Source organism: Streptomyces sp. 4N509B (assembly GCF_052245655.1).
GTDB lineage: Bacteria > Actinomycetota > Actinomycetes > Streptomycetales > Streptomycetaceae > Streptomyces.
Window position 1 is genome coordinate 72,402 of record NZ_JBQQBZ010000017.1, and the last position, 24,219, is coordinate 96,620.

Below are 24,219 nucleotides of genomic sequence, written 5' to 3' on the forward strand. Positions count from 1 at the left end.
GAGCCCCGGGGACGGGCCTGGGAGGGCGGGAGGCTTCACCCCGTGCACGGGTTCCCAACGGTTCGCGGGCGAGGGCGCGTTGTCTGTTTGAAAAAGGAACGCACGAGGTGTTGACCCGGCCGTTACCTGCCCGCACTATGAAGGCATCCGTTGGGTGGGAGCGCTCCCACACAGTTCCACAGAGCCGCACTGCGCTCACGCTCGGCGGTGGTTCTCGTAAGGAGATCCAAGAACGAGAAGGGCCGCAACCATGCCACCCCCCCAAGGCAATCCCGTCGCGTGCCACCTCCCCTTCCCTTGGTTCGCCGTCCGGGCGCCGGTCGTCGACGGGTCGTCCGAAGCCGACGAACAGCCGGTCGTCGAACGCCGCGAGGTCGACAGCGAGGACGGCGGGGACCGTCGCCCGCTGCTGCGGACGCGGTTGAGGGAAGCGAACCGTCGGAGTGCGTTCAATCGTCGAAGTCGGGGCGAGGGGCTGTGAGTCGGCGAGTGGTCGCCACCACCGCTCGCCGACACCACGCCGCCTCCGCCGCGCCCCGACTCTCCCCGCGCGTCCCACCGGAGTCCAGCCGCTCCGGGCCCCCGGTCAACGGGGGTGTCCGGTGGGTCACGCGCGTGCCACCGCATCGGCTGACGTCCGGGACGACGTCTGCCGACGCGGAACCTGCCCCGGATGGCTGCTTGTCGACACCTTCTGGAGCCATCCGGGGCGGGTGTGGCGTCGTTGGCGGATTTTTGTTTGAAACTGGAACTGACGAAGTCATTGACGTAGGCATGACAGTTGCGCAGCATGTGGTGTGCCGCCGTCGGGTGGGAGCGCTCCCAAATCGGACTGCTAACCCGCCCCCCGGGGCGTCGAGGCAGTCACCACCCGACGGCGGTTCTCGTACCCGACACCAGTCACGGCCATCGGGTTCGTGGCCAAGGATCGAGAAGGGCCTGAACACCATGTCAACCTCCACCACGGTGCCCGTCGCCACCCGGCGGTCCACCGAACCGCGCGCGCCGGCGACGTCGCTCGGCGCGGCGCGTGCCCTCGCCGTGCTGCGCATCGCCACCGGTTCGATCTTCCTGTGGGCGTTCCTGGACAAGGCCTTCGGCCTGGGGTACTCCACCAGTTCGGAGAACTCCTGGCTGGAGGGTGCCTCACCTGCCGAGGGCTACCTCGGGAGCGTCTCCGTCGGCCCCATGGAGTCCACCTACCACGACTGGGCCGGCGAGGCCTGGGTGGACCTCGTGTACATGGCCGGCATGTTCGGCCTCGGCTTCGCGCTGGTCACGGGCATCGCGTTACGGCTCACCGCCGTGGGCGGCTGTCTCATGATGCTGTCGCTGTGGCTGGGTGAGTTCCCGCCGGCCCGTCACCTGTCCGACGGATCGCCGAGCATGTCCACCAATCCGCTCGTGGACAACCACGTCATCTACGCGGCCGTCATGGTCGTGGTGGCCGTCTGCTCGGCCGGTCGGGTCTGGGGGCTCGGCCGCGTCTGGGAGAGGCTGCCGCTGGTGAACCGCCACCGCTGGTTGCACTAGCGGTCACAGACCGCGGGTGCGTGGGGAGTGGGCGATGGCCTCCCCGCGCACCCGCTTACCACCCGACACGCGTCGGCCGGCGTCGACCGTGGTCAGGGGCACGTTGAAGGGACGTGGCCCCGACCGCGGCACCGACCCGGTCGGCGCGTGGCCCGTTGTGCGGGTACGCCGGCCCACGGGCGGGTCCATGGCCCGCCGGCCCGCGGGACGGCCTACGGACGGCCCGCGTGCGGACCGTGGGCGTGCCGCCGGCCGCGCCGCTCCGTCCCGCCGCCGGGTCCCGCCGCCCGGCCCCGCCTCACCTGGTGCTCAGCGGCTGAGGACCGCCATCGCGGCGTTGTGCCCGCCGACGCCGCTGACACCGCCGCCCCGCACGGCACCCGCCCCGCACAGCAGCACGTTGGCGTGCCCGGTCTCCACTCCCCACCTCCCCGTGCCCTCCGCCGCGTGGGGGAACGCCAGGTCCTGGTGGAAGATGTTGCCGCCCGGCAGCCGCAGCTCGCGTTCCAGGTCCAGCGGAGTCCTGGCCTCCACGCACGGCCGCCCCTCCCCGTCGCGGGCCAGGCAGTCGGCGAGCGGCTCGGCCAGGTGTTCCTCCACCGCCGCGAGCGTGGCGGCCAGGAGACGCTCCCGTGCGCCGTCGTTGTCCCGCGTGAACAGCGCGGCGGGGGTGTGCAGCCCGAAGACGGTCAGCGTCTGGTAGCCGCGAGCGACCAGGTCGGGGGAGAGGATCGACGGGTCGGTCAGCGAGTGGCAGTACAGCTCGCACGGCGGCTTCGCCGGCAGCCGCCCGGCGGCCGCGTCCCGGTGGACCGCCGCCAGCTGCTCGTACCCCTCGGCGACGTGGAAGGTCCCGGCGAACGCCTCGCTCGCCTCCGCGTCGTCCGCGCGCAGCCGGGGCAGGCGCCGCAGCAGCATGTTCACCTTGAACTGCGCGCCGTCGGTCGGGGGCGGCGGGGTGTCGCCCAGCAGTCGCGCCAGCTCCCTCGGGGCGAGGCTGCCGAGCACCCACGCGGCGCCGACGGTGCCCTCCGTGTCCCCGGAGCGGAAGCTGACCTCGGCCGCCCGTCCGTCCGTGGCGATCGCCGTCACCTCGTGGCTGGTGACGAGCTCCGCGCCCGCCGTCCGCGCCGCCTGTGCCAGCGCGTCCGTCACCGCGCCCATGCCGCCCACCGGCACGTCCCAGTCGCCCGTGCCGCCGCCGATGACGTGGTAGAGGAAGCAGCGGTTCTGGCGCAGCGTCGGGTCGTGCGCGTCGGCGAAGGTGCCGATGAGCGCGTCGGTGAGCACCACCCCGCGCACCAGGTCGTCGTCGAAGGTGTCCTCGACCACCTCGCCCAGCGGCCGTTCGAACAGTGCCTCCCAGGCGGCGTCGTCCGCCACCCGTCGCCGCAGCTCCTCGCGCGTGGGCAGCGGCTCGGTGAGCGTGGGGAAGACGGCCTCGGCCACCCGCCGGGTCATGGCGTGGAAGCGCCGCCAGGCCGCGTACTCCCGCTCGGAGCCGGTGAGGCGCGCGAACGACGCGCGGGTCCTGTCCTCACCCCGTGGGGTGTCGCCAGCGACCAGCAGTCCCATGGCCCGGCCCTCGCGCACCGTGGGCGTGTAGGAGGAGAACGGCCGGCGGCGCAGCGTCAGCCGCAGTCCGAGGTCCGTCGCGACGCGGCGCGGCAGCAGGCTGACGAGGTAGGCGTAGCGGGACAGGCGGGCCGGCACGCCCGGGAACGCCTCGTGGGAGACGGCGGCCCCGCCCGTGTGCGCCAGCCGTTCCAGCACCAGCACGCGGCGGCCGGCTCGGGCGAGGTAGGCGGCGGCGACCAGTCCGTTGTGGCCGCCACCGACGACGACGACGTCGTACGCGTCACGGGCGGGGAGGGCAGCGGGCATGGCAGCTGTGGTACCACGCCCCACCCGGCCTCGCCCAGTGTCCCGGCCGACCGGGGCCGCCCGGAGAGCCGCCAGGCCCCCCGGCCGTCGCCGCGCGCGGGCTGCCAGAACGCCGCGCCGCACGGGGAGGCGAGGACGCCGGCAACGCCCGTAGCCTGGGAGGTTGTCACCATCGGCCGGCGCTTCCGCCGGCCCGCGCGTGTCCGAAGGAGCCCATGCCGCACGACAGCCTGTCCTGGCCGCAGCGGGAGGCAGCGCCTGCCTCCGCCCCACTCCCACCCGCACAGATCCGCCGCATCCTGCGCCTGTTCCGGCCCTACCGTGGCCGACTCGCCGTCGTCGGTCTGCTCGTCGCCGCCTCCTCGCTGGTCGCGGTCGCCTCGCCGTTCCTGCTCCGGGAGATCATCGACACCGCGCTGCCGCAGCAACGCACCGGCCTGCTCGCCCTGCTCGCCCTCGGCATGATCGCCGCCGCCGTGACCAGCAGTGTCTTCGGCGTGCTCCAGACGCTGATCTCCACCACGGTCGGCCAGCAGGTCATGCACGACCTGCGGACCGGGGTCTACGCCAAGCTCCAGCGGATGCCGCTGGCGTTCTTCACCCGCACGCGCACCGGTGAGGTGCAGTCCCGCATCGCGAACGACATCGGCTCGATGCAGGCCACCGTCACCTCCACCGCCACCTCGCTGGTCTCCAACCTCACGGCCGTCGTCGCCACCGTCGTGGCCATGCTGGCGCTGGACTGGCGGCTGACCCTCGTCTCGCTGGCGCTGCTGCCGTTCTTCGTCTGGATCGCGCGGCGGGTCGGGCGCGAGCGGAAGCGGATCACCACCCAGCGGCAGCGGCAGATGGCCGCCATGGCCGCCATCGTCACCGAGTCCCTGTCGGTGAGCGGCGTGCTGCTCTCCCGCACGATGGGGCGTGGCGAGGCGATGACCCGCGACTTCGCCGCCGAGTCGCGCGAGCTGGTGGGCCTGGAGGTGCGGGCGAGCATGGCGGGCCGCTGGCGGATGTCGACCATCGGCATGATCATGGCCGCGATCCCCGCGCTGCTGTACTGGTCGGCGGGCGCCATGCTCCAGCTGGGTGGGACACCGCCGTCGATCGGCACGCTCGTGGCGTTCGTGAGCCTCCAGCAGGGGCTGCTGCGGCCCGCGGTCTCGCTGCTCTCCACGGGCGTCGACATCCAGGCGTCGCTGGCTCTCTTCCAGCGCATCTTCGAGTACCTCGACCTGCGGGTCGACATCACCGAGCGCGCCGACCCGGTGGAGCCGGCGCGCGTCCGCGGCGAGATCCGCTTCGAGGGCGTCTCCTTCTCCTACGATCCCGCCGCGCCACCCACGCTGCGCGACATCGACCTGTCGGTCCCCGCCGGGGGTTCGCTGGCGGTCGTCGGCGCGACGGGCGCGGGCAAGAGCACCCTCGGGTACCTGGTGCCCCGGCTCTACGACGTCACCACGGGCCGGGTCACGCTCGACGGGGTCGACGTGCGCGACCTCAGCTTCGCCGCCCTGGCCCGCGCGGTCGGCGTGGTGTCCCAGGAGACCTACCTCTTCCACGCCTCGATCGCCGACAACCTCCGCTTCGCCAAGCCCGACGCCACCTGGCCCGAGATCGAACGGGCGGCGCGGGCCGCGCAGATCCACGACCACGTCGCGTCGCTGCCCGAGGGCTACGACACGATCGTGGGGGAGCGGGGCTACCGCTTCTCGGGCGGCGAGAAGCAGCGGCTGGCCATCGCCCGCGCCATCCTGCGCGATCCGCCCGTGCTGGTGCTGGACGAGGCGACCAGCGCGCTGGACCCCCGCACCGAGCACGCCGTGCAGCGCGCGATCGACTCGCTCTCACGAGGCCGCACCACGCTCACCATCGCCCACCGCCTGTCCACCGTGCGCGACGCGGACCTGATCGTCGTCCTCGACGGAGGCGAAATCGCCGAGCGCGGCACCCACGAGCAGCTGCTCGCCCTCGGCGGCCGGTACGCGGACCTGGTGCGGCGTGAGGAACGGGAGCAGCGTGAGGGGCGGGAGCGGCCCGAGGCCCCGGCGGTGTCGGGCACCGAGCGGCCGGCCTCCGCCCCCCAGTCCCCGCCCCAGCCGAAGCCGCAGCCCCAGCCCACCCAATGAAACTATGCGAACGATCGTGCTACTATCTCGGGCGTCTCATCACCGACCGAGGAGCCACCGGGCATGAACCTCACGGCAGGACTCGCTCGCACGACGCTCGCCAGCCTCTCCCGTCCCGCCCCCAGGACCGCGGCGCGCCTGGCCCACCGCCTCTTCCGTACCCCCGTCGGCCGCAGCAGGCTCAGGCCCGCGGAGGAGCCCCTGATGCGGCAGGCGACCACCGGCACGCTCCACGTGGCGGGCGCCGACGTCGACACCTTCGCCTGGGGTGACGGGCGAAGCCCGGTGCTGATCCTCCACGGCTGGCAGTCCCGCGCCTCCCGCTTCGCTCCCCTCGTCACCGCCCTGCTCGCCGCCGGCCACAGCCCGGTCGCCTTCGACGCCCCCGGCCACGGCGGCTCCGGCGGCTCCACCAGCACCGCCTTCGACTACCGCGACCTCGCCTGGCGGCTCCACCAGCGCCACGGCCGCTTCTCCGCCGTGGTCGGCCACTCCCTCGGCGGCCTGGCCGCCTTCTTCACCCTGCGCCAGCACGACATCGCCGACCGCCTCGTCGCCATCGCGGCCCCCGCCGACTTCGACCACGTCCTCGACGGCTTCTGCGCCCAACTGGCCATCGGCCCCCGCGTCAGGACGGAGCTGCGCCGTCGCCTGGAGCGGGCCTTCCCCGGCGAGACAGACCTGTGGTCGCGCCTCGACACCACCCGGCGCCCCGAGCAGCTCACGTTGCCGATGCTGGTCGTCCACGACGACACGGACGACGTCATCGCCCCCTCCCAGGCCCGCCGCATCGCCGCCGCCTACGAGCACCAGGCCGACCTCCTGGTCACCCAGGGACTGGGGCACCGACGCGTCATCGCCGACCCCGCCGTCATCGACGCCGTCCTCGACTTCATGGCCGTCACCGAACCGGCCGCCGTCGCGGCGCCCGCCACGACGGACCGCCGCCAGGGCGTGTCCGCGAAGCCCGCCGGCGCCTGAGCCGAGGTCGCGGGCACGGCCCCGGGGACCACGCGTCGCGCACCGCCTCACGGCTCACCGGGGGCAGTGCGTGGCGTCCGGGACACGACGCGCGCCGTGGCCGCCCACCACGGCGTCGACGTGGTCCTGCTCGCAGCCTCCGGCGCCCGGGTGTGTCACGCGGATCCGGTCTCGTCCCCACCGGACCGAGACGTCACGGCGGGCCTCCCCGTCTGTCAGGACCTCAACGTCGCCCGTGGCGGGTGCGCCTGAGCGTCAGCGGCCGGCTCCGCCACCGCTCTCTCCGCCGCGCACGCGGTCCCCGAACGCGACCAGCCTTCCGCCGAGCTGCGCGCCGGCGCCGTGATGCCGCACAGGACACGCGGGACCCGACGACAGCGCCCGTCGACGTGACGAGCCCGCGCCGGCGCCGAACGACACAGCCTTTAGGCGTCCGCGTCAGCACCGGCCGTGCCGAGGACCGCCGCGGCCCGGCCCCGTGCCTCGGCCCGCAGCCGGGCCCGGATCCCGCTCTCCGCCGCCTCGTACCCGCTGCTGTCGCCGAAGAGGACCGACTGGACGTTGGCCATCTCCAGCAGCGCCACCAGCTCGAACGCCAGCTGCCGTGCCGCCACCCCGCTCCGCAGTGCCCCGGCCGCGCGGGCCTGCTCGATCGTGTCCTCGACGAACCCGAGCCACTCCGCCCGCGCCGACGCGACCGCGTCGTGCACCGGGCCCGGGCGGGCGCTGAACTCCGCCGAGACCGTGAAGAAGAAACAACCGCCGGGAAAGACCCGCTCACGGGAGTACGCCAGATACCCCTGACACAGGCGCCACACCTGCTCCAGGCCGGGCGGCACCTCCTCGGTCGGCCGCACCACGTGCTCTGCGAAGACGGCCCGCGCCGCGCGGATCGTCGCCAGCTGAAGCTCCTCCTTGGAGCCGAAGAGCGCGAACACGCCGCTCTTGCTCAGTCCCAGCTCGGTGGCGATGCGGCCCAGCGACAGCCCTTCGAGCCCCTCGACGGAGGCGATCTCCATCGTCCGGCCCAGCACCAGCCGACGGGTCCTGCGTCCCCGCTCCACCCTGCCGTCCGTCCGGGTACCCGACACCGCGCCGCCCTTCGTTCACCACCGGACGTCCATGCTACGGAAACCGGACGTCACCGCAGCAGTCCGGACGCCGCCAGCTCGTCGAAGACGGCGTGGTCCACCGGAGCCGTGCGGTGGCGGTCGGCCAGCCGCAGCCAGGCGATCTCCTCGATCTCGCCGCTGGCGGCCAGGCTGCCCCGGTAGCTGCCCGTGTAGCACGCCATCCGCACCAGGGTGCCCTCCGGATGGCCGTCAGCCTGCGCCGTGTACGTGCCCAGGTGCGCGACGCTCCCGGGCTCCAGCGTCACCGTGAGCTCCTCCCGCACCTCCCGCAGCAGCGTCGTGACGTCGTCCTCCCCGGGCTCCCGCTTCCCGCCCGGGATGTAGAACAGCCGCCTGCCGCGGGACCTCGCCGTCAGGATCCGCCCCTCCTCGACGTACACCCACGCCACCGTGTCGATCAGCCGTGCCACCCTCGTCACTCCCTCCACCCGCTGCCCTCGCCGCGGGGGCCCGGACGATGGTGTCATGGGGATGAGGGGGTGTGCGATGGAGAGACCGAAGACTCCGGGCGGGCAGCCCTTCGGCACAGGGGCCCTGTGGCTGCATCCCGACGACGACCTCGCGCCCAACCGGCCGGGCGAGACCCTCCACGGCCAGGTCGCCGCCGTTTCGACGCGCCGGGCACGGCGGCTGACCGAGCGGCTCCTCGCGCGCTCGGGCGAGGCGGCGGCGTTGCGCGCCCGGCTGGCGGGCGAGCAGTTCGCCGGCGCGCGCCTGGACCGGCTGACCGGCGTCGGCTGGCGGGTCCTGCACTCCGTCCCGCTGCCCGGCGCCGCCGACATCTCGCACCTGGCGATCGGCCCCGGCGGCGTCCTCACCTTCAGGACCGTGCCCTACCGCGGGGCGCGGCTGCGGGTCGGCCCCGACACCGTCGAGGCGGCCAGGCCCGGCCGCGTCCGCCGCCACGCGCCCCACGTCCGCCTCTGCCGCCGCGACGCCGTGCGCGCCCGGCACGCTCTCGGCCGCGGCTGCGGCTTCCCCGTCGACGTGCGGCCCGTCCTGGTCTGCGTCGCCCCCGCCCGCGTGGAGATCAGCGACGGCATGGCGGACGTCGAGGTGCTGACCGACGCCGACCTCGCCACGCTCGCCGCGCGCGGCGGCGTCCTCAAGCCCGACGTGGTCGAGACGATCTACGCCGCCGCGCGGGACCGCCGCACCTGGCGGGGTGTGTGACCCCCCTCCCGGTCCTCCGGCCCCCCTCCCACCGCCGCCCCGGCCACGGGCCGGCGCACGGCGCGGGCGCCGGCGCGTTCACCGCCATGCTCACCGCCGTGCCAGGTGGATGACCTGTTCGGGCGGCGGTGTGAAGACGCACAGCTCGTTTCCCTCCGGGTCGGCCAGCACGTCCCAGTCCCGGCCCTCGCCCCTGGCCCTGAGCAGCGTGGCCCCCATCGCCAGCAGCTTCTCGCTGTCCCCCCACACGTCCAGGTGCATGCGGTTCTTCACCGTCTTCGGCTCCGGCACCGGGTTGATCCAGATCTGCGGTCCGTGCCCCGTCGGGTCGTGGATCGGCACCGGCCACTGCGCTGGCCGCGTCTCTCCCTCGGGTGGTTCGCGCCGCACGTACCCGAGCGCGGCGCACCACCAGTCGGCGAGCGCCTGGTGGTCGTTGGCGTCCAGAGCGATGTCCTTGAAGCGCGTGGGGCCCATGCCGCGAGCCTACGACCTCGCCCCCGCCTCGGCGTGGTGCCCACGCGCGGGAAGTCCGTGAGGTCGCGCGGAGGCCAGCACCCGTTCGGGCCGGCCCGCCTGTCGTACCGTCAGCCAGAAGCCGGACGCGCCCGCCACCCGGCCCGGCTCGAAGGACGCGTGGGCGAACCCGGCGTCCGGTCCGGCGGACGCCGCCAGCCGCGTCAGCTCCCGCTCGACCCCCTCCCACTCGGCCGCGGGAACGTACTGCCGCATCACCGAGTGCCACACCACGGTCAGCGTGCCGGGCTGGAGCTCCACGCCGGCCAGGAACTCCGCCGCCCCCGCCGTCTCCACGGTGGCCGGCACCTTCGTCGCGAGCCGCAGCGCTCCCTCCAGGCGCGCCGTCCGCTCCAGCTGGTCGGGCCAGAGATACGCCCGCAACGCCAGCGACCCGTCGGGGGAGAGCGGGTCGATCGGCGTCACGTCGCAGCCACGGCGCTCGACGATCCGCAGGCTCGGGTGGCGGGCCGCGCCCTCCCGCAGCCAGCCCGGAACCCCGCCGCGCCACGCGTCCGCCAGCCGCACCGGGGAGTCCGGGGAGCCCCAGGAGAAGCCGTCGGCCTCGTAGCGGAACTGCTCGACCCGCAGGTTCAGGCCGGCGCTCGCCCCCAGTTCCAGGAGGCGGACGGGCCACTGCGGCTCGGGCACCGTGTGCAGCAGCGCGGCCAGCAGCAGGTTCGCGCGGCCCACCTCGTTGGTCTGCGGCGGTCGGCGCAGCCACCGCGCGACCCACTCCCGGTGCCCGGCCACGGCCTCGCGGAACGCCGACCACACCGCGTCGTGGTCCTCCGGCTCCGCCGTGCCGCCGGCGCTCGGGTAGTGGGCGGCGAGCGCCGGGGCCCGGCCCGTCAACGCCAGCGCGTGGACGGCGCCCAGCAGCCGTAGCGGGACGGCGTCCTCCAGCGTGGCGTCCTCGTACTCCGCCAACGTCACGCCACACGGGCCGCCGTCGCGGACGTCCTGCGCTACGCGCGTCAGCAGAGCCGCGTAGAGCGGCGAGCCGAGGCGGCCACAGGCCTCCGCCTGCTGCTCGCAGAGCCTGGCCGCGTTCTCACCGCGCATGATCGTCCTCCTCGAAGGGTCTCCCCGAGCATGGTGCCGGACAGCCCACCGCGAGGAAACGTCCGGGGCGGGAACCTCACCCCGCGAAACCCGGTTGTCGCCCGCCGCCCGGCCTGCTGGGGTGGGGCGATGACCTCCGCGAGCGACGCCGCCTTCACCGCCCTGTGCGAGGAGGCCCGGCGCGACCCGGCCGTCCTCGGCGCGGTCCTTAGCGGCTCCATGGCCCGCCCCGGCATGGCCACCCGCTGGTCCGACCACGACGTGTACGTCGTCACGGCCGACGGCGCCACGACGGGCGTCGCCGCCCGCCGCACCCCCGGCCTCGACGTGGTGGTGATGCCGCTCGCGGCGTTCCGCGCCCACGGCCTGCCGGAGTCGGGCAGCGACTTCGACCGGTACGCGTTCGTCCACGCCAGGATCCTCCACGACACCCCCGACGGTCTGCTCGCCCGGCTCGTCGAGCGCGAGGCCACCCTCGGCGAGGAGGAGGCCCACGCCCAGGCCGCCGGATCCCTCGACGCCTTCGTCAACGCCGCGTACCGGGCACTGAAGAACCTCCGCGACGGCCTCGCGACACAGGGCCGCCTCGACGCGGCGGAGGCCCTGCCGTACCTGCTCGCCCACGCCTTCGCGCGCGAGCGGCGGGTGCGGCCGTTCAACAGGTACCTGCTGTGGGAGGTCACGCGCCGTCCGCTGGCCGACCCGCCGTGGCCCGCGGAAGGGCTCACGGCGCTCGTCGAGGAACTGCTCGGCCCGCGGTGGGAGCCCGCGCTGCGCCGCGTCTTCGCGACCGTGGAACGGCAGGCCCGAGCCGCCGGCCACGGCCCGGTGCTCGACGCCTGGGGAGAGGACCTGCGGCTGCTGCGCGGCGAGACCGCCGGCCACGGGGACGTCGGCGTCGACGGCCGGGACGGCGTCGACACCTACGATGGGAACCCATGAGCCCACCCCGGATCGTCGTCTTCACCCGCACCACCGGCTACCGTCACGACTCGATCCCCGACGGGGTGGAGGCGTTTTGTCAGCTGGGCGCCGAGCACGGGTTCGACCTCGACCACACGGAGGACCCGGCGGAGCTGGCCGGCGCGCTTCCCGGCGCGGCGGCCGTCGTGTTCCTGTCCACCAGCGGAGACGTCCTCACCGACGACGGCCGGCAGGCCCTCACCTCCCACCTCGCGGCGGGCGGCGGCTTCGTCGGCGTGCACGCCGCCGCGTGCACCGAGTACGGGTGGCCCTGGTACGGCCGGGACGTCGTCGGCGCCGTCTTCGACGGCCACCCGGCGCTCCAGCCCGGCACCCTGACGGTGGAGGACCGCGACCACCCCGCCACCGCCCACCTCGGCGAGCGGTGGGAGTTCACCGACGAGTGGTACAACTTCACCGCCAACCCGCGCGGGCGGGTGCGCGTCCTCGCAGCCGCCGACGAGAGCACCTACGACGGCGGCCGGATGGGAGCCGACCACCCCATGGTGTGGTGCCACGAACGCGCCGGCGGGCGCTCGTTCTACACCGCGCTCGGCCACACGGCCGAGAGCTACGCCGACCCCGACTTCCGCCACCACCTGCTGGGCGGGCTGCGCTGGGCCGCGCGCTGGCAGGATGGCTGACATGGCCGGCACCAGCGACACCCCGCGCCTCACCCGCGTCCTCGGCGACATCACCGAGCAGCACGTCGACGCCGTCGTCAACGCGGCCAACTCCTCGCTGCTCGGGGGCGGCGGCGTCGACGGCGCCATCCACCGCGCGGGCGGCCCCGACATCCTCGCGGCCTGCCGCGAACTGCGCGCCACGCGGTACCCCGACGGCCTGCCGGTCGGGGAGGCCGTCGCGACGACCGCCGGTCGGCTGCCCGCCCGATGGGTGATCCACACCGTCGGGCCCGTCCACTCCCGCACCGAGGACCGCGGCACCCTGCTCGCCTCCTGCTACCACGCCTCGCTCCGCGTCGCCGCCGAGCTCGGGGCGGCCACCGTCGCCCTGCCGGCGGTCTCCGCCGGCGCCTACGGCTGGCCGATGGCCGACGCCGCCCGCATCGCGGTGCGCGCGGTCCGCGAGGCCACCGCGGGGGACGCGGCCGGCAGCGCCGCCGCGCGCCTGACGGAGGTGCGTTTCGTGCTCTTCGACGAGCACGCCTTCGAGAGCTTCGGCGAGGCGCTCACCTGACGCCCCGCCGGCCGTCCCCGCCCGTCCCGTCCCCTCACCCACCACGCCAGCAGGAGGAGAGCCGTGAGAGACCCGGTGAGCTACGTCGCCGCCGCCGACCGCTACGACACCATGACGTACCAGCGCTGTGGCCACAGCGGCGTGCTGCTGCCGAGGGTCTCGCTCGGCCTGTGGCACAACTTCGGTGACACCACGCCGCTGGAGACCCAGCGCGTCGTGCTGCGCCGCGCCGTCGACCGGGGCGTCGTCCACCTCGACCTGGCCAACAACTACGGCCCGCCCTACGGCGCCGCCGAGGCCAACTTCGGCACCCTCCTCGCGCAGGACCTGCGCCCCTACCGCGACGAGCTGTTCATCGCCACCAAGGCCGGCTACGACATGTGGCCCGGCCCCTACGGCAACTTCGGCTCCCGCAAGTACCTCCTGGCCAGCCTCGACCAGTCACTGCGCCGCACCGGCCTGGAGTACGTCGACGTCTTCTACTCCCACCGCCACGACCCCGACACGCCGCTGGAGGAGACCCTCGGCGCCCTCGCCGCCGCCGTCCGGCAGGGCAAGGCCCTGTACGTCGGCATCTCCAACTACCCCGCCGAGGAGCACCGGCGCGCCGCCGAGATCCTGCGCGAGCTCGGCACGCCCCTGCTGATCCACCAGGGCGCCTACAGCATGCTCCGCCGCGACCTGGAGCACGGCGTGCTGGACGCGGTGGGCGAGACCGGCACCAGCCTCATCGCGTTCTCCCCGCTGGCGCAGGGGCTGCTGACCGACCGGTACCTCTCGGGTGAGGTGCCGGCGGACTCCCGGATGGCCGTCGGCCACTTCCTGCGACGGGACGCCCTCAGCCCCGATCGGCTGGCCGTGCTCCGCGCGCTCAACGCCGTCGCGGAGCGCCGCGGCCAGACCCTCGCCCAGCTGGCGCTCACCTGGGTGCTGCGCGACCCGCGCGTCGTCTCCGTCCTCATCGGCGCCAGCAGCGTCGCGCAGCTCGACCAGAACCTCGCCATCCTCGACGCCGCTCCCCTGGAGGCGGCGGAGATCGCCGAGATCGACCAGGTGCTCCAGGGGCCGGGAGGGGCGTGACGGCCGTGCGCGCGGCGCTCCGGGCGGGTTCCTCGCCTGCCCGGGGCGTCACGCGGACGGGGCCGGCGGGGGGCCGAGCTGCTCCATGGCTCCCTGGATGTCCCAGTGGATCCAGGACTCGGCGATCAGGCCCTCACGGAACCGGAGCGTGATCTGCCCGGTCGACTCGAAGGTCCGGCCGCTGGGTGGGAAGCCCTGGTAGGCGCCGACGTGGCGCCCGCGGACCGTGAACCGGGCGGAGACCAGATCGCCCTCGGCGATCACGCTCTGGGCGGTGTGCCTGAGTTCGAGGGCTTCCACCAGCTCCTGGTACACCCGCCCGGCCTCCGCCAGACCCACCGTCTCCTCGGGCATCGCCGGGTCGTGTTCGAGGTAGTCCGCGGTGCACAGCTCGTCGTACGCGGCCAGGCGGTTCCGGTCGTCCGTCTCCTCCAGGAAGCGGCGGGCCGCTGCCTTGGTGACCTGGCCCCCGCCCGCCACGTCGAGGTCGGTGACGGACGGCGGCCGCTCGCACAGGGCCGCGAGCTCGCGGAGGGCCTGGTCGGTCTCGGGCGGTGCGGAGCCGGCCATGGCCTCGCCGGGCGAGGGGTGCTCCACGACTCCCATCACGTGGTTCGGGTCCGAGCGGTCCGTGCCGAGGACGATCCGCGGTGCGGGGCGCCCGCCCGTCCCGAGCCGCGCCCACCGCTCCAGCAGCCGGCTCACCTCCTCGACCTCCCCGGTCCGGCAGTCGATGACCTGGAGGAATGGCATGGCGCCTCCGCGAAGCTCTGAGCCGTGCCGGGCGATCCCGGCTGGGGCGAAGCGGGTGGGGGGGATCCCGTTCGTTCCGACGCGTCCTCCTGTCGGGCGGCGATCGGGTCAGAGGTGGTGGATCAGGCCCACGCCGAGGGCGACGAGTGCCACGGCGATGAGCACGGCACCTGCCCGGGTGACGTGGGTGCCGGGGGAGGTGCGCCCCTCCGCGCCGAGGGCGAGGTGGAGGAAGAAGCCGCCGGACTGCGCCAGGACGCCGGCCAGCAGGAGGATGCCGAACAGCCACTCGCCGCCGGAGGAGAAGCGGGCGCGCGGCAGGTAGAGGAAGTAGACCAGTGACAGGGTCAGCAGCACGCCGGCGTGGGCGTGGCCGGCGCGGAAGAACCGCTCGCGCAACGGCGTGAGCGTGTCGCGTTCGGTGGTGATGAACCGCAGCAGCGCGTGGCCGCCGAACTCCACGGTCACCAGCGAGAGGACGGCGACGACCGGCAGGAGTTCGGGCGCTTCCATGGCGGACCGCTTTCGGACGTGTGGGGCGGGAACGCCCCGCACGCTACGGCACCGGCCGCCGCGTTCCCGCTGCCGACGGGCCGTCCGGGGCCGGGTTCACCCGGACGCGCGCGGGAGTCCGGCGGCGCTGGCGTTCGGTCCACGTCGCCGGCGGCGGTCGGCGCCGAGCTGGCTCCTCTCCCGTTCTCCGCGTCGCCCGGCCGCCGCGTGCCGCCGTCCGCCGCCGTCAGCCTTCTGACCCGGCGTCGGGCGCTCACGCCTCCAGCGGGTCGATCAGCTCCACCGCGCGTAGGCCCGCCGCCCGCGCGAGCTCGTCGTCCCTGTCCGCCGTGAGGAGGTCCAGCACCGTGTCGACGAGTTTGATCGCGTGCTCGTCGCCATGGACGGCGGCCCGTTCGAACAGCTCCCGCGCGCTGACCGCGCCCGCCGCCACGGCCGGTCGGGGGCCGCCCGCGGGGGCGTAGGCGGCGACGACGGCGGCACTCGCCGACCAGGCCGTCCGCACGCTCGCCGGCCAGAGCTCGCGGGGCAGCGCGGGCAACGTCCGCAGCACCGCGTTGGGCGCGGTCACGGCGTGCACGAGCATCACCGGGGAGCCGTGCGCGTGCGTGGCGTAGTACCCGGCCGCCGCCCGTACGAGCTCCGCCAGCCGCGCCGAGGACCGCTCGGCCGCCGCCAGCACGGCCTCGCCGGCATCCTCGGCCGCCTCGGTCTTCTCTGGGATACCGCCGCCCCACGCGGGCAGTGCCGTGATCTGGGCCAGCCGTCCGTTGATGCCTCCCGACTGGTCCGCCACCCGCGGGACGGCCCGCAGCGCCCCGGACGCCTCCGTCGGCGCGGGCAGCGCCGCGACGTCGGACGGCAGCGGCTGGTGCCGCGCCGCCCAGTACCCGAGGCCGTGCGCGAGCTCCGCGACACGGGGCGCGTTCTCCCCCTCCCCGAGCAGCACCCGCACCGCGTGCCCCACCCGGATCACCGGGTGGGTGGCGCCGGCCGCGATGCCGGGCAGCAGCCGGGGCCACCAGGTGGCGAGCACCTCCCGCCAGGGCCGCTCGACCAGCCGCGCCGTGAAGTACGCCGTCCAGTCGGCCAGGTGCCGCGGATCACCCAGCGCGCGGCGCCAGTTGTCCGCCGTGATCCGCTCGTACGGCGCGGGCGGCTCCTCCAGACGCCGCGCGTACGCGTCCACCCACCGGTGCACCCGCCCCGCCTGCCCCCACCGCGCCAGCGCCTCGACGGCCATGGTCCCGTGGTTGCTCAACCAGCCCTCGAACTCGGGTCCGGTGGCGTGCAGCCGCAGCAGCGCCTCGTCCAGCGTCCCCGTCGCGTCGGTGTCCATGCCGCCACGCTAGGCCGCCCGGCCCTCGCGCCGTAACCGACCAGGGGCCGAGCGTCCGAAACCCCCCGACCTAGGACCATCGGTCCTCAGCAGCCGTGGGTGTCGACCCGCGGCCGGTCCCGCGGCGTCCGGGGTCGACGGTCATCAGGGGGAGCTCCCTGCCGGGAACGGAGCCGGACGGCACCTTTCCGACACGCGTGGCCCCCATGGCCCGATAGAACGCCTCGGCGTGCGGGTCGGCCCCGATCTCCAGCCGTGTGAACCCGAGGGTCTGCGCGACGGCGAGCGCGTGCTCGAAGAGCAGACGTCCGACGCCGCCGCCGATGGCCGGCGGGTCCACGAACAGCATGCCCAGCTCGCCGTCCGGTGGGTCGCCCTGGACGGTGACGAACCCGAGGACGCGCCCGTGCCGTTCCGCGACCGCGGTGCGCCGCTGCTCGACGTCCCCCGGCCGGAGTGTCAGCTCCTCGCGGCATCGTTCGAGGAAGTCCTCGTCGTATCCCCAGTGGCCCTTCGAGCGGAGGGCCAGCTCGCTGAGGAGGGCCGCCTCCTCCGGGCGGGCCGCCCTGACCAGCATCGGACACCCCCTCAGCCGCTGATCACCTGACGTGGGAATCCTCTCAGGCCACGGCGGTCCCGCGCACAGGGGCCCGGAGGCAGGGGGGCGCGGCCACCCCGACGCCCCTGGCGCCCGGTCCTTCGCAGACCCCGGAGCGGGACGCGGGAGGCGTGCCTCGCGGCCGGCTGGGGCGCGCCGTCCCGAGGGACAGCCTTTACGGCTCCCGCCCCAGCAGCGCCACCAGCTCCTGCTGGCGGCCGGCCCCCGTCGGCGGCTCCACCGGGGGGTCGAAGACCCCCACGCCCTGCCAGGAGTCGACCCGGTCCGCGGCGTAGCCGTACACCAGCTCCACGAGCTCCGCGTCGAGACGGTCGTCGGCGCCGATGCCGCGCGCGAGGTCCCAGGCGTGGACGGTCAGGTCGAGCGTCATCTGCCGCAGGTACTCGTCCGTCGGAGTGAGCCCGCCGCTGGTGTGCACCGTCTCCTCAAGGACCTCCGGCTCGTGGACCGCGGTGCGTGAGGCGGCCGCGGCCCGGTCCCAGGACGCCACGGGGTCCGCCCCGAGCACGTCGCCGTCGAACCGGTCGCCGACCTCCTCCAGCGTGGCGCCGCGCAGCAGCCACGGCGCCCACAGGTGCTCGCCGGTGAGGTGGTTGACGAGGTCGCGCACCGACCAGTCGACGCACGGTGTGCCGTTGTCCCACTGGTCCGCCCGGATCCGGTGCACCCGGCCGGCGAACTCGTCCTGCGCCACGTCGAAGGCCTCGGCAAGCTCCATACCGTCACCGTCTCACCCGCCGACGCGGTCAGCGACCGGAGGCGGGCCCGTCCGGCCGCCGGGCCGATCCGAGCAGCACGACCTCCAGCGTGCGGGGCCCGTGAACGCCCTCGACGCGGTCCAGCTCGATGTCGCTGGTCGCCGACGGCCCGGAGATCCAGGTCAACGGCCGGCTCGGCGTGAGCCGCTCCAGGGCCTCGGGCACCGAGGCGACGACCTGTTCGGGGACGCGGACCACGCACACGTGGTGGTCGGGCACCAGGGTGACGCGGCGCCGCCCCTGCTCGGGCCCGGCGTCGAGCACGATCGTGCCGGTCTCGGCGACGGCGACGGCGCAGCCGGTGACCACGCTGTCGACCGCGTCCAGCTCGTGCGGCGTGAGCGCGGGGTCGTCGGCGACCCGGCGGACCCCTTCCGGCAGCTCCTCCAGCCAGGCGGGCGGCAGGCCGGGCGGCACCACCACCGACCGCGCCCCGCGCTCGGCCAGCAGCCGCGCCAGCAGCGCGGGCAGGCCCGCCGCGTCCGTGTGGTGGACCAGGGCGCGGTAGTCGGCCATGTGGTCGGCCAGCATCGCGACCGGGTCGGCGGGGGAGTGGTGGCGCAGGTACTCCCGCGCCACCGGGACGTCGTCCGGAGCCTCCCCGCGCGGCACGTCCGCCAGCGCGCGCCGCACCCGGCCCAGCACCCTCTCGCGTCCGCTCACCGCCCGGCCTCCCGACCGCCGTCGTCCCGGTTCCCGGCGCCGTCGCCGACTCCGCGGCCGTCCCCGGTGCCGCCGCTCCCGTTTCCGCCGCCCCCGTTTCCGATACCGGCGGGGCCCTGCTCACGCGTCCGACGCCACCAGTCACGGAACGACTCGGCCGGCACCCTCGGCACCTCCCGCGTCGCGCTCCACGCCCGCCCCGGCCCCGGCAGCCGCCGCGGATGCAGCCGACGGGTGCGGGCGGCCAGCCGCTGGCCCACGCGCAGCGCCCCGGGATGGTCCAGCGCCCAGCGCGCCGCCCGCATCGCCGCCCGCTCCGCCGCGTGCCCCTTCGCCGGCCGGATGCGCCGCTTCTCGCCGCCGACCGTGACCTCACCGCCGGCCACCACCCGCTCCCGCAGGTGGACCAGGACCTCGGGGATGTCGATCGCGACCGGGCAGACCTCGTAGCAGGCGCCACAGAGCGAGGAGGCGAACGGCAGCGACGCGTCCAGCTCCGTGCCGACGCCCCGCAGCTGCGGCGTCAGGATCGCGCCGATCGGGCCCGGGTACGCCGAGCCGTAGGCGTGCCCGCCGGCCCGCTCGTACACCGGGCACACGTTCAGGCAGGCCGAGCAGCGGATGCAGCGCAGCGCCTGCCGGCCCACCGTGTCGGCCAGCGTGTCGCTGCGGCCGTTGTCCAACAGCACCAGGTGGAACGCGCGCGGGCCGTCGTCCTCGCTCGTGCCCGTCCACATCGAGGTGTACGGGTTCATCCGCTCCGCCGTGGAGGAGCGGGGCAGCAGCTGGAGGAAGACCTCCAGGTCCCGCCAGCTCGGGACGACCTTCTCGATCCCGACCACCGAGATGAGGGTCTCGGGCAGCGTCAGGCACATCCGCCCGTTGCCCTCCGACTCCACCACCACCATCGTGCCGGTCTCGGCCACCATGAAGTTGGCGCCCGAGACGCCGACCCTGGCGTTCAGGAACTTCTCCCGCAGGTGCAGCCGGGCCGCCTCCGCCAGGTCGGCCGGCGCGTCGGTCAGGCCCTCGGGCGCGGGACGGCCCCAGTCGGCCATCCGCTCCCGGAAGATGTCGCGGATCTCGCCCCGGTTGCGGTGGATCGCCGGAACCAGGATGTGGGAGGGCAGGTCGTCGCCGAGCTGCACGATCAGCTCCGCCAGGTCCGTCTCGGTGGCGCGGACGCCGGCCGCGGCGAGGGCCTGGTTCAGGCCGATCTCCTGCGTCGCCATCGACTTGACCTTCACCACCTCCCGCTCGCCCGTGGCCAGCACCAGCCGCGTGACGATGCGGTTGGCCTCCCGCGCGTCGGCGGCCCAGTGCACCTGGCCGCCGGCCGCGGTCACCGAGGCCTCCAACCGCTCCAGGTAGTGGTCCAGGTGACGCAGCGTCCGGTCCTTGATCGCCGCGCCCGCGGCGCGCAGCCGGTCCCAGTCCGGCAGCTCCGCCACCGCCCTGGCGCGCTTGGCGCGGATGGTCTGCGTGGCGTGCGTGAGGTTGCCGCGCAGCCGCTCGTCGCGCACCGCCGCGTCCGCGGCGACGGGAAACGCCGGCATGCCCAGGTAGGTGCCGCTCACCAGGGAGCCTCCTCGGTGCTGGCCAGGATCTCGGCGAGGTGCACCGGGCGGACGGTGGAGCCCGCACGCGCCAGGGTGCCCCCGATGTGCATCTGGCAGGAGTTGTCCACCGTGCAGACCGCCTCCGCGCCCGTCTCCGTCACGTGCCGCGCCTTGTCCGCGCCCATCGCCGCCGAGACCGCCGCGTTCTTCACGGCGAAGGTGCCGCCGAAGCCGCAGCACTCCTCGGCACCCGGCAGCTCGATCAGCTCCAGGCCCCTGACGTGCTCCAGCAGGCGCCGCGGCCGGTCCGCCAGCCGCAGCATCCGCAGCCCGTGGCACGTCGGGTGGTAGGTGACGGAGTGGGGGTAGTACGCGCCCACGTCCACCACGCCCAGCACGTCCACCAGGAACTCCGACAGCTCCACCGTCCGGGGCACCACCGACGCCGCCGCCTCGGCCAGCTCCCCGCCCCGGCCCTCCGCCGCGGCCCGCCGCCCGATCCGCGGGTAGTTGTCCCGCACCATCGCGGCACACGAGCCCGACGGCGTCACGATGTGGTCGTAGCCGTCGAACGCCCGCGCGAAGCGGCGCAGCAGCGGCTCGGCCTCGCGCCGGTACCCGGTGTTGAACTGGGGCTGCCCGCAGCAGCTCTGCCCCATCGGGAACTCCACCCGTACCCCGAGCCGCTCCAGCAGCGTCACCACCGCCTGGCCGGTCCGTGGGTAGAGCGTGTCGTTGACACAGGTGACGAACAGCGCGACCCGCATCCCGCCTACTCCTTCCCGCCGCCGGGACCGCCGGCGATCCGGGCGGCGGCCCGTTCCCACGCCGCGGTGTCGCCCGTCGGCACATGGTGCCGCAGCGGCTGCGTCGCCCGCAGCAGCGAGCGCAACGCGTCGAGACCGCCCGCCACCGCGCCCGCGGCCCGCGCCTGCACCAGCACGTTCCCGAGCGCCGCCGCCTCGGCCGGCCCCGCCACCACCGGCAGCCCGCAGGCGTCCGCCGTCAGCTGGCACAGCAGGTCGTTGTGGGCGCCGCCCCCCACCACGTGCACCGTCTCCACCTCGCGGCCCGACAGCCGCTGCGCCTCCAGCACCGCCCTGCGGTGCGCCAGCGCCAGGGAGTCCATCACACAGCGCACCGTCTCGGCCGCGTCCCGCGGCACCGGCTGCCCCGTGCGGCGGCACGCCTCGGCGATCCGCTCCGGCATCCGGCCCGGCGCGATGAACCCCGGGTCCCCGGCGTCCACCACCGACCGCAGCGCCGGCACCCGGCCCGCCTCCCGCAGCAACGGGCCCAGCTCGTGGCGCGTCCCCGCCGCCTCCCAAGCCCGCAGGCACTCCTGGAGCAGCCACAGCCCCATGATGTTGCGCAGGTACCGGACGGTGCCGTCCACGCCCAGCTCGTTGGTGAAGTTCGCCCGCCGGGACTCCTCGGTCACCACCGGCGCGTCCAGCTCCAGACCCGCCAGCGACCACGTCCCGGTGGCGATGTACGCGAAGCGCCGGCCCTCCGCCGGCACCCCGACCACGGCCGAGGCCGTGTCGTGCGACCCCACCGCCGTCACCGGCACGGGACCCGCGAGGCCCGTCTCCGACAGCACCTCGGGCAGCAGCGAGCCCGCCGCGTCCCCCGGCCGGCGCAGCGGCGCGAACAGCCCCAGGTCCACGCCGGCCGCCTTCGCCACCTCCCGCGCCCAGTCGCCGGTGCGCGGGTCGACCAGCTGGGTCGTCGAGGCGTTCGTCAGCTCGGTGCCCTCCACGCCCGTCAGCCAGTACGACACCAGGTCGGGAATCAGCAGCAGCCGCCGGGCCGCCGCCTGCTGCGGGCTCTCCCGCGCCGCCGTCAGCTGGTAGATCGTGTTGAACGGCAGGTGCTGAAGCCCCGTCGCCGCGTACAGCTCCCGCTGCGAGATCACCGCCTCGAGCCGCCTCGCCGCGCCGTCGGTGCGGGCGTCGCGGTAGTGCACCGGATTGCCCAGCAGCGTCCCCGAGGCGTCCAGCAGCCCGTAGTCCACCGCCCACGAGTCGATGCCGACGGCCGCGAGCCGGCCGCCGCTGAGGCGGCCGGCCGCCCGCAGGCCCTCCAGCACACCCCGGTACAGCGCCAGGATGTCCCAGTACAGCGTGCCGCCGACCCGCACCGGCTCGTTCGGGAAACGGTGGGCCTCACGCAGCGACAGCGCGTCGGGGCCCACCACCCCGAGCATCACCCGGCCGCTCGACGCCCCGAGGTCCACGGCGGCGAACGCCGCCGAGGCGTCCGCCACCGCCCCCCGACCGCCGCCCGCGGCCGTCACCGCAGGAACGCCGCCGCCACCCCGGCGTCGACCGGGATGTGCAGGCCCGTCGTGTGGCTGAGATCGCCACCGGTCAGCGCGAACACGGCGTTCGCCACGTGCTCGGGCAGCACCTCGCGCTTCAGCAGCGTCCGCTGCGCGTAGAACTCGCCCAGCTTCTCCTCCGGCACCCCGTACACGGCCGCCCGCTTGGCGCCCCAGCCGCCCGCGAAGATGCCCGAGCCGCGCACCACGCCGTCGGGGTTGACGCCGTTGACGCGGATGCCGTGCTCCCCGAGCTCGGCGGCCAGCAGCCGCACCTGGTGGGCCTGGTCGGCCTTCGTCGCCCCGTAGGCGATGTTGTTCGGGCCGGCGAAAACGCCGTTCTTGGACGCGATGTACACGATGTCACCTCCCAGGCGCTGCTCCATCATCACCCGGGCCGCCTCACGCGACACCAGGAAGGAGCCGCGCGCCATGATCGCGTGCTGGAGGTCCCAGTCCGCCGCCGTGGTGTCCAGCAGCGGCTTGGAGATCGAGATACCCGCGTTGTTCACGATCAGGTCCACGCCGCCGAACGCGAGCACCGCCGAGGCGAGGGCTGCCCTGATCTGCTCCTCGTCCGTGACGTCCACCGTCACCGCCACCGCCCGGTCGGGGCCACCCAGATCCGCGGCCACCTCCTCGGCGGCCTGCGCGTTGAGGTCGGCCACGACCACGCAGGCACCCTCGGCGGCCAGCCGCCGCGCCGTCGCCGCGCCGATGCCCGAGCCGCCGCCGGTCACCAGCGCGACGCGGGTGGCCAGGGGCTTGGGCGCCGGCATGCGCCGCAGCTTGGCCTCCTCCAGCTCCCAGTACTCGATGCGGAACTTCTCCGACTCCTCGATCGGCGCGTACGACGACACCGCCTCGGCGCCCCGCATCACGTTGATGGCGTTGACGTAGAACTCGCCCGCCACGCGCGCGGTCTGCTTGTCCTTGCCGAAGGAGAACATGCCCACCCCCGGCACCAGCACGATCGCCGGGTCCGCGCCCCGCATCGCCGGCGAGTCGGGTGTCGCGTGCCGCTCGTAGTACGCCCGGTACTCCTCCCGGTAGGCGGCGTGCAGCTCGCGCAGCCGGGCCACCGCGTCCTCAGGCGGCGCGTCGGCGGGCAGGTCGAGCACCAGCGGCCGCACCTTGGTGCGCAGGAAGTGGTCCGGGCAGGAGGTGCCCAGCGCCGCGAGTCGCGCGTGCTCCGCGCGGGAGAGGAAGTCCAGCACCACGTCCGCGTCGGTGAAGTGCCCCACCTGCGGCCGGTCCGCCGAGGCGAGCCCCCGGATCGTCGGGAACAACGCCGCCGCCCGCGCCCGCCGTTCCGCCTCCGCCAGCGGCCGGAACTCCTCCCGCACGGGGCCGAACGGCTCCGGCCGGCCGCGCTCGGCGAGGAACGCCTCGGCGGTGCGGATGATGGACAGCGAGTTGCGCTCGCACTCCTCGCTGGTCGCGCCCCACGCCGTGATGCCGTGCCCGCCCAGCACGCAGCCGATCGCCTGCGGGTGGGCCCGCTGCACGGCCGCGATGTCCAGGCCCAGCTGGAAGCCGGGGCGCCGCCACGGCACCCACACCACGCGCTCGCCGAAGCACTCCTTGGTGAGCGCCTCACCGTCCGCGGCGCACGCCAGCGCGATCCCCGAGTCGGGGTGGAGGTGGTCGACGTGGGCCGCCTCGACCAGGCCGTGCATCGCGGTGTCGATCGACGGCGCGGCGCCACCCCTGCCGTGCAGGCAGAAGTCGAACGCGGCCACCATCTCGTCCTCGCGCTCCACCCCCGGGTACACCGCGCGCAGCGCCCGCAGCCGGTCCAGCCGCAGGGCGGCGAGCCCTTCCGCCCGCAGGGTGCCGAGGTCGCCGCCGGAGCCCTTCACCCACATCAGCTCGACGTCGTCACCGGTGGCGGGGTCGGTGGCGGTGCCCTTGGCGGAGGTGTTGCCGCCCGCGTAGTTCGTGTTGCGTGGATCCGCGCCCAGCCGGTGCGAGCGCTCCAGCAGAGCCTCGACCGCCGGGTGTGGTCCCTGCGCCGTCGGTGTCATCGGTGCCCTCT

The 24,219-nt window shown here is 74.8% G+C and carries 23 protein-coding genes; 8 read left to right on the top strand and 15 right to left on the bottom strand.

The genetic code is table 11. The features are described from left to right. Positions 1–948: 948 nt before the first annotated feature. Positions 949–1,533: a hypothetical protein gene (locus ACTWP5_RS17340; RefSeq protein WP_443221878.1), complete on the top strand. Its 585-nt coding sequence runs from the start codon at positions 949–951 to the stop codon at positions 1,531–1,533. A 309-nt stretch (positions 1,534–1,842) separates the two neighbouring features. Here ACTWP5_RS17340 and ACTWP5_RS17345 read toward each other — a convergent pair whose 3' ends face one another. Further along, positions 1,843–3,417, bottom strand: coding sequence for a phytoene desaturase family protein (locus ACTWP5_RS17345; protein ID WP_443221879.1), 1,575 nt, complete (start codon positions 3,415–3,417; stop codon positions 1,843–1,845). Between the two features lie 215 nt (positions 3,418–3,632). Here ACTWP5_RS17345 and ACTWP5_RS17350 point away from each other — a divergent pair, with 215 nt between their 5' ends. Together ACTWP5_RS17350 and ACTWP5_RS17355 are read left to right on the top strand one after the other, a co-directional pair. Further along, complete coding sequence (locus ACTWP5_RS17350; protein WP_443221880.1) at positions 3,633–5,543, top strand: ABC transporter ATP-binding protein; 1,911 nt, start codon at positions 3,633–3,635, stop codon at positions 5,541–5,543. 63 nt (positions 5,544–5,606) lie between these two features. Further along, entirely contained in the window at positions 5,607–6,524 is a 918-nt protein-coding gene (locus ACTWP5_RS17355) for an alpha/beta hydrolase (RefSeq protein WP_443221881.1), read from the top strand. Positions 6,525–6,949: 425 nt separating this feature from the next. Here the strand turns inward: ACTWP5_RS17355 and ACTWP5_RS17360 are convergent, their stop codons facing one another. Further along, positions 6,950–7,615 carry a TetR/AcrR family transcriptional regulator gene (locus ACTWP5_RS17360; RefSeq protein ID WP_443221882.1) on the bottom strand — a complete coding sequence of 222 codons (666 nt, stop codon included), beginning with the start codon at positions 7,613–7,615 and terminating at the stop codon, positions 6,950–6,952. Positions 7,616–7,665: 50 nt separating this feature from the next. Next, on the bottom strand, positions 7,666–8,067 hold the full coding sequence (locus tag ACTWP5_RS17365) for an NUDIX hydrolase (RefSeq protein WP_443221883.1): 402 nt from the start codon (positions 8,065–8,067) through the stop codon (positions 7,666–7,668). A 76-nt stretch (positions 8,068–8,143) separates the two neighbouring features. On the opposite strand from ACTWP5_RS17365, the gene ACTWP5_RS17370 reads away from it, so the two are divergent. Further along, the gene (locus ACTWP5_RS17370) at positions 8,144–8,830 is read left to right on the top strand and encodes a nuclease-related domain-containing protein (RefSeq protein WP_443221884.1); all 687 of its coding nucleotides are present in this window, start codon (positions 8,144–8,146) and stop codon (positions 8,828–8,830) included. 90 nt (positions 8,831–8,920) lie between these two features. Here ACTWP5_RS17370 and ACTWP5_RS17375 read toward each other — a convergent pair whose 3' ends face one another. Then, positions 8,921–9,307 carry a VOC family protein gene (locus ACTWP5_RS17375; protein WP_443221885.1) on the bottom strand — a complete coding sequence of 129 codons (387 nt, stop codon included), beginning with the start codon at positions 9,305–9,307 and terminating at the stop codon, positions 8,921–8,923. 9 nt (positions 9,308–9,316) lie between these two features. Continuing rightward, the gene (locus tag ACTWP5_RS17380; RefSeq protein ID WP_443221886.1) at positions 9,317–10,411 is read right to left on the bottom strand and encodes a DUF2332 domain-containing protein; all 1,095 of its coding nucleotides are present in this window, start codon (positions 10,409–10,411) and stop codon (positions 9,317–9,319) included. Positions 10,412–10,540: 129 nt separating this feature from the next. On the opposite strand from ACTWP5_RS17380, the gene ACTWP5_RS17385 reads away from it, so the two are divergent. The 4 genes from ACTWP5_RS17385 to ACTWP5_RS17400 all read left to right on the top strand — a co-directional run bounded on the left by ACTWP5_RS17385 (position 10,541) and on the right by ACTWP5_RS17400 (position 13,654). Beyond that, positions 10,541–11,353 (top strand): hypothetical protein, encoded by an 813-nt coding sequence (locus ACTWP5_RS17385; protein ID WP_443221887.1) that lies wholly within the window; start codon positions 10,541–10,543, stop codon positions 11,351–11,353. After that, positions 11,350–12,018 (top strand): ThuA domain-containing protein, encoded by a 669-nt coding sequence (locus tag ACTWP5_RS17390; protein ID WP_443221888.1) that lies wholly within the window; start codon positions 11,350–11,352, stop codon positions 12,016–12,018. Before ACTWP5_RS17385 ends, ACTWP5_RS17390 begins: the two co-directional genes overlap by 4 nt. 1 nt (position 12,019) lies before the next feature. Further along, positions 12,020–12,574: an O-acetyl-ADP-ribose deacetylase gene (locus tag ACTWP5_RS17395; protein ID WP_443221889.1), complete on the top strand. Its 555-nt coding sequence runs from the start codon at positions 12,020–12,022 to the stop codon at positions 12,572–12,574. A 111-nt stretch (positions 12,575–12,685) separates the two neighbouring features. Beyond that, entirely contained in the window at positions 12,686–13,654 is a 969-nt protein-coding gene (locus tag ACTWP5_RS17400; RefSeq protein ID WP_443221933.1) for an aldo/keto reductase, read from the top strand. Positions 13,655–13,702: 48 nt separating this feature from the next. On the opposite strand, the gene ACTWP5_RS17405 is transcribed toward ACTWP5_RS17400, so the two are convergent. The 10 genes from ACTWP5_RS17405 to ACTWP5_RS17450 all read right to left on the bottom strand — a co-directional run bounded on the left by ACTWP5_RS17405 (position 13,703) and on the right by ACTWP5_RS17450 (position 24,208). After that, entirely contained in the window at positions 13,703–14,407 is a 705-nt protein-coding gene (locus ACTWP5_RS17405; protein ID WP_443221890.1) for an ester cyclase, read from the bottom strand. Between the two features lie 108 nt (positions 14,408–14,515). Beyond that, entirely contained in the window at positions 14,516–14,920 is a 405-nt protein-coding gene (locus tag ACTWP5_RS17410; protein WP_443221891.1) for a hypothetical protein, read from the bottom strand. Positions 14,921–15,173: 253 nt separating this feature from the next. Next, positions 15,174–16,259, bottom strand: a complete 1,086-nt coding sequence (locus tag ACTWP5_RS17415) for a questin oxidase family protein (RefSeq protein WP_443221892.1) — start codon at positions 16,257–16,259, stop codon at positions 15,174–15,176. Positions 16,260–16,329: 70 nt separating this feature from the next. After that, the gene (locus tag ACTWP5_RS17420) at positions 16,330–16,836 is read right to left on the bottom strand and encodes a GNAT family N-acetyltransferase (protein ID WP_443221893.1); all 507 of its coding nucleotides are present in this window, start codon (positions 16,834–16,836) and stop codon (positions 16,330–16,332) included. 196 nt (positions 16,837–17,032) lie between these two features. After that, positions 17,033–17,596 carry a TIGR03086 family metal-binding protein gene (locus ACTWP5_RS17425; protein ID WP_443221894.1) on the bottom strand — a complete coding sequence of 188 codons (564 nt, stop codon included), beginning with the start codon at positions 17,594–17,596 and terminating at the stop codon, positions 17,033–17,035. 28 nt (positions 17,597–17,624) lie between these two features. Then, a complete protein-coding gene (locus ACTWP5_RS17430) occupies positions 17,625–18,299 on the bottom strand; it encodes a LutC/YkgG family protein (RefSeq protein WP_443221895.1) in 675 nt (224 codons plus the stop codon). Continuing rightward, positions 18,296–19,876 carry a lactate utilization protein B gene (locus ACTWP5_RS17435; protein WP_443221896.1) on the bottom strand — a complete coding sequence of 527 codons (1,581 nt, stop codon included), beginning with the start codon at positions 19,874–19,876 and terminating at the stop codon, positions 18,296–18,298. Before ACTWP5_RS17435 ends, ACTWP5_RS17430 begins: the two co-directional genes overlap by 4 nt. Further along, positions 19,873–20,625, bottom strand: a complete 753-nt coding sequence (locus ACTWP5_RS17440; protein WP_443221897.1) for a (Fe-S)-binding protein — start codon at positions 20,623–20,625, stop codon at positions 19,873–19,875. The genes ACTWP5_RS17435 and ACTWP5_RS17440 overlap by 4 nt, the downstream gene beginning before the upstream one ends. Positions 20,626–20,630: 5 nt before the next feature. Beyond that, positions 20,631–22,067 carry a rhamnulokinase gene (locus ACTWP5_RS17445; protein ID WP_443221934.1) on the bottom strand — a complete coding sequence of 479 codons (1,437 nt, stop codon included), beginning with the start codon at positions 22,065–22,067 and terminating at the stop codon, positions 20,631–20,633. A gap of 86 nt (positions 22,068–22,153) precedes the next feature. Beyond that, positions 22,154–24,208 carry a bifunctional aldolase/short-chain dehydrogenase gene (locus ACTWP5_RS17450; RefSeq protein WP_443221898.1) on the bottom strand — a complete coding sequence of 685 codons (2,055 nt, stop codon included), beginning with the start codon at positions 24,206–24,208 and terminating at the stop codon, positions 22,154–22,156. Between the last annotated feature and the right edge of the window lie 11 nt (positions 24,209–24,219).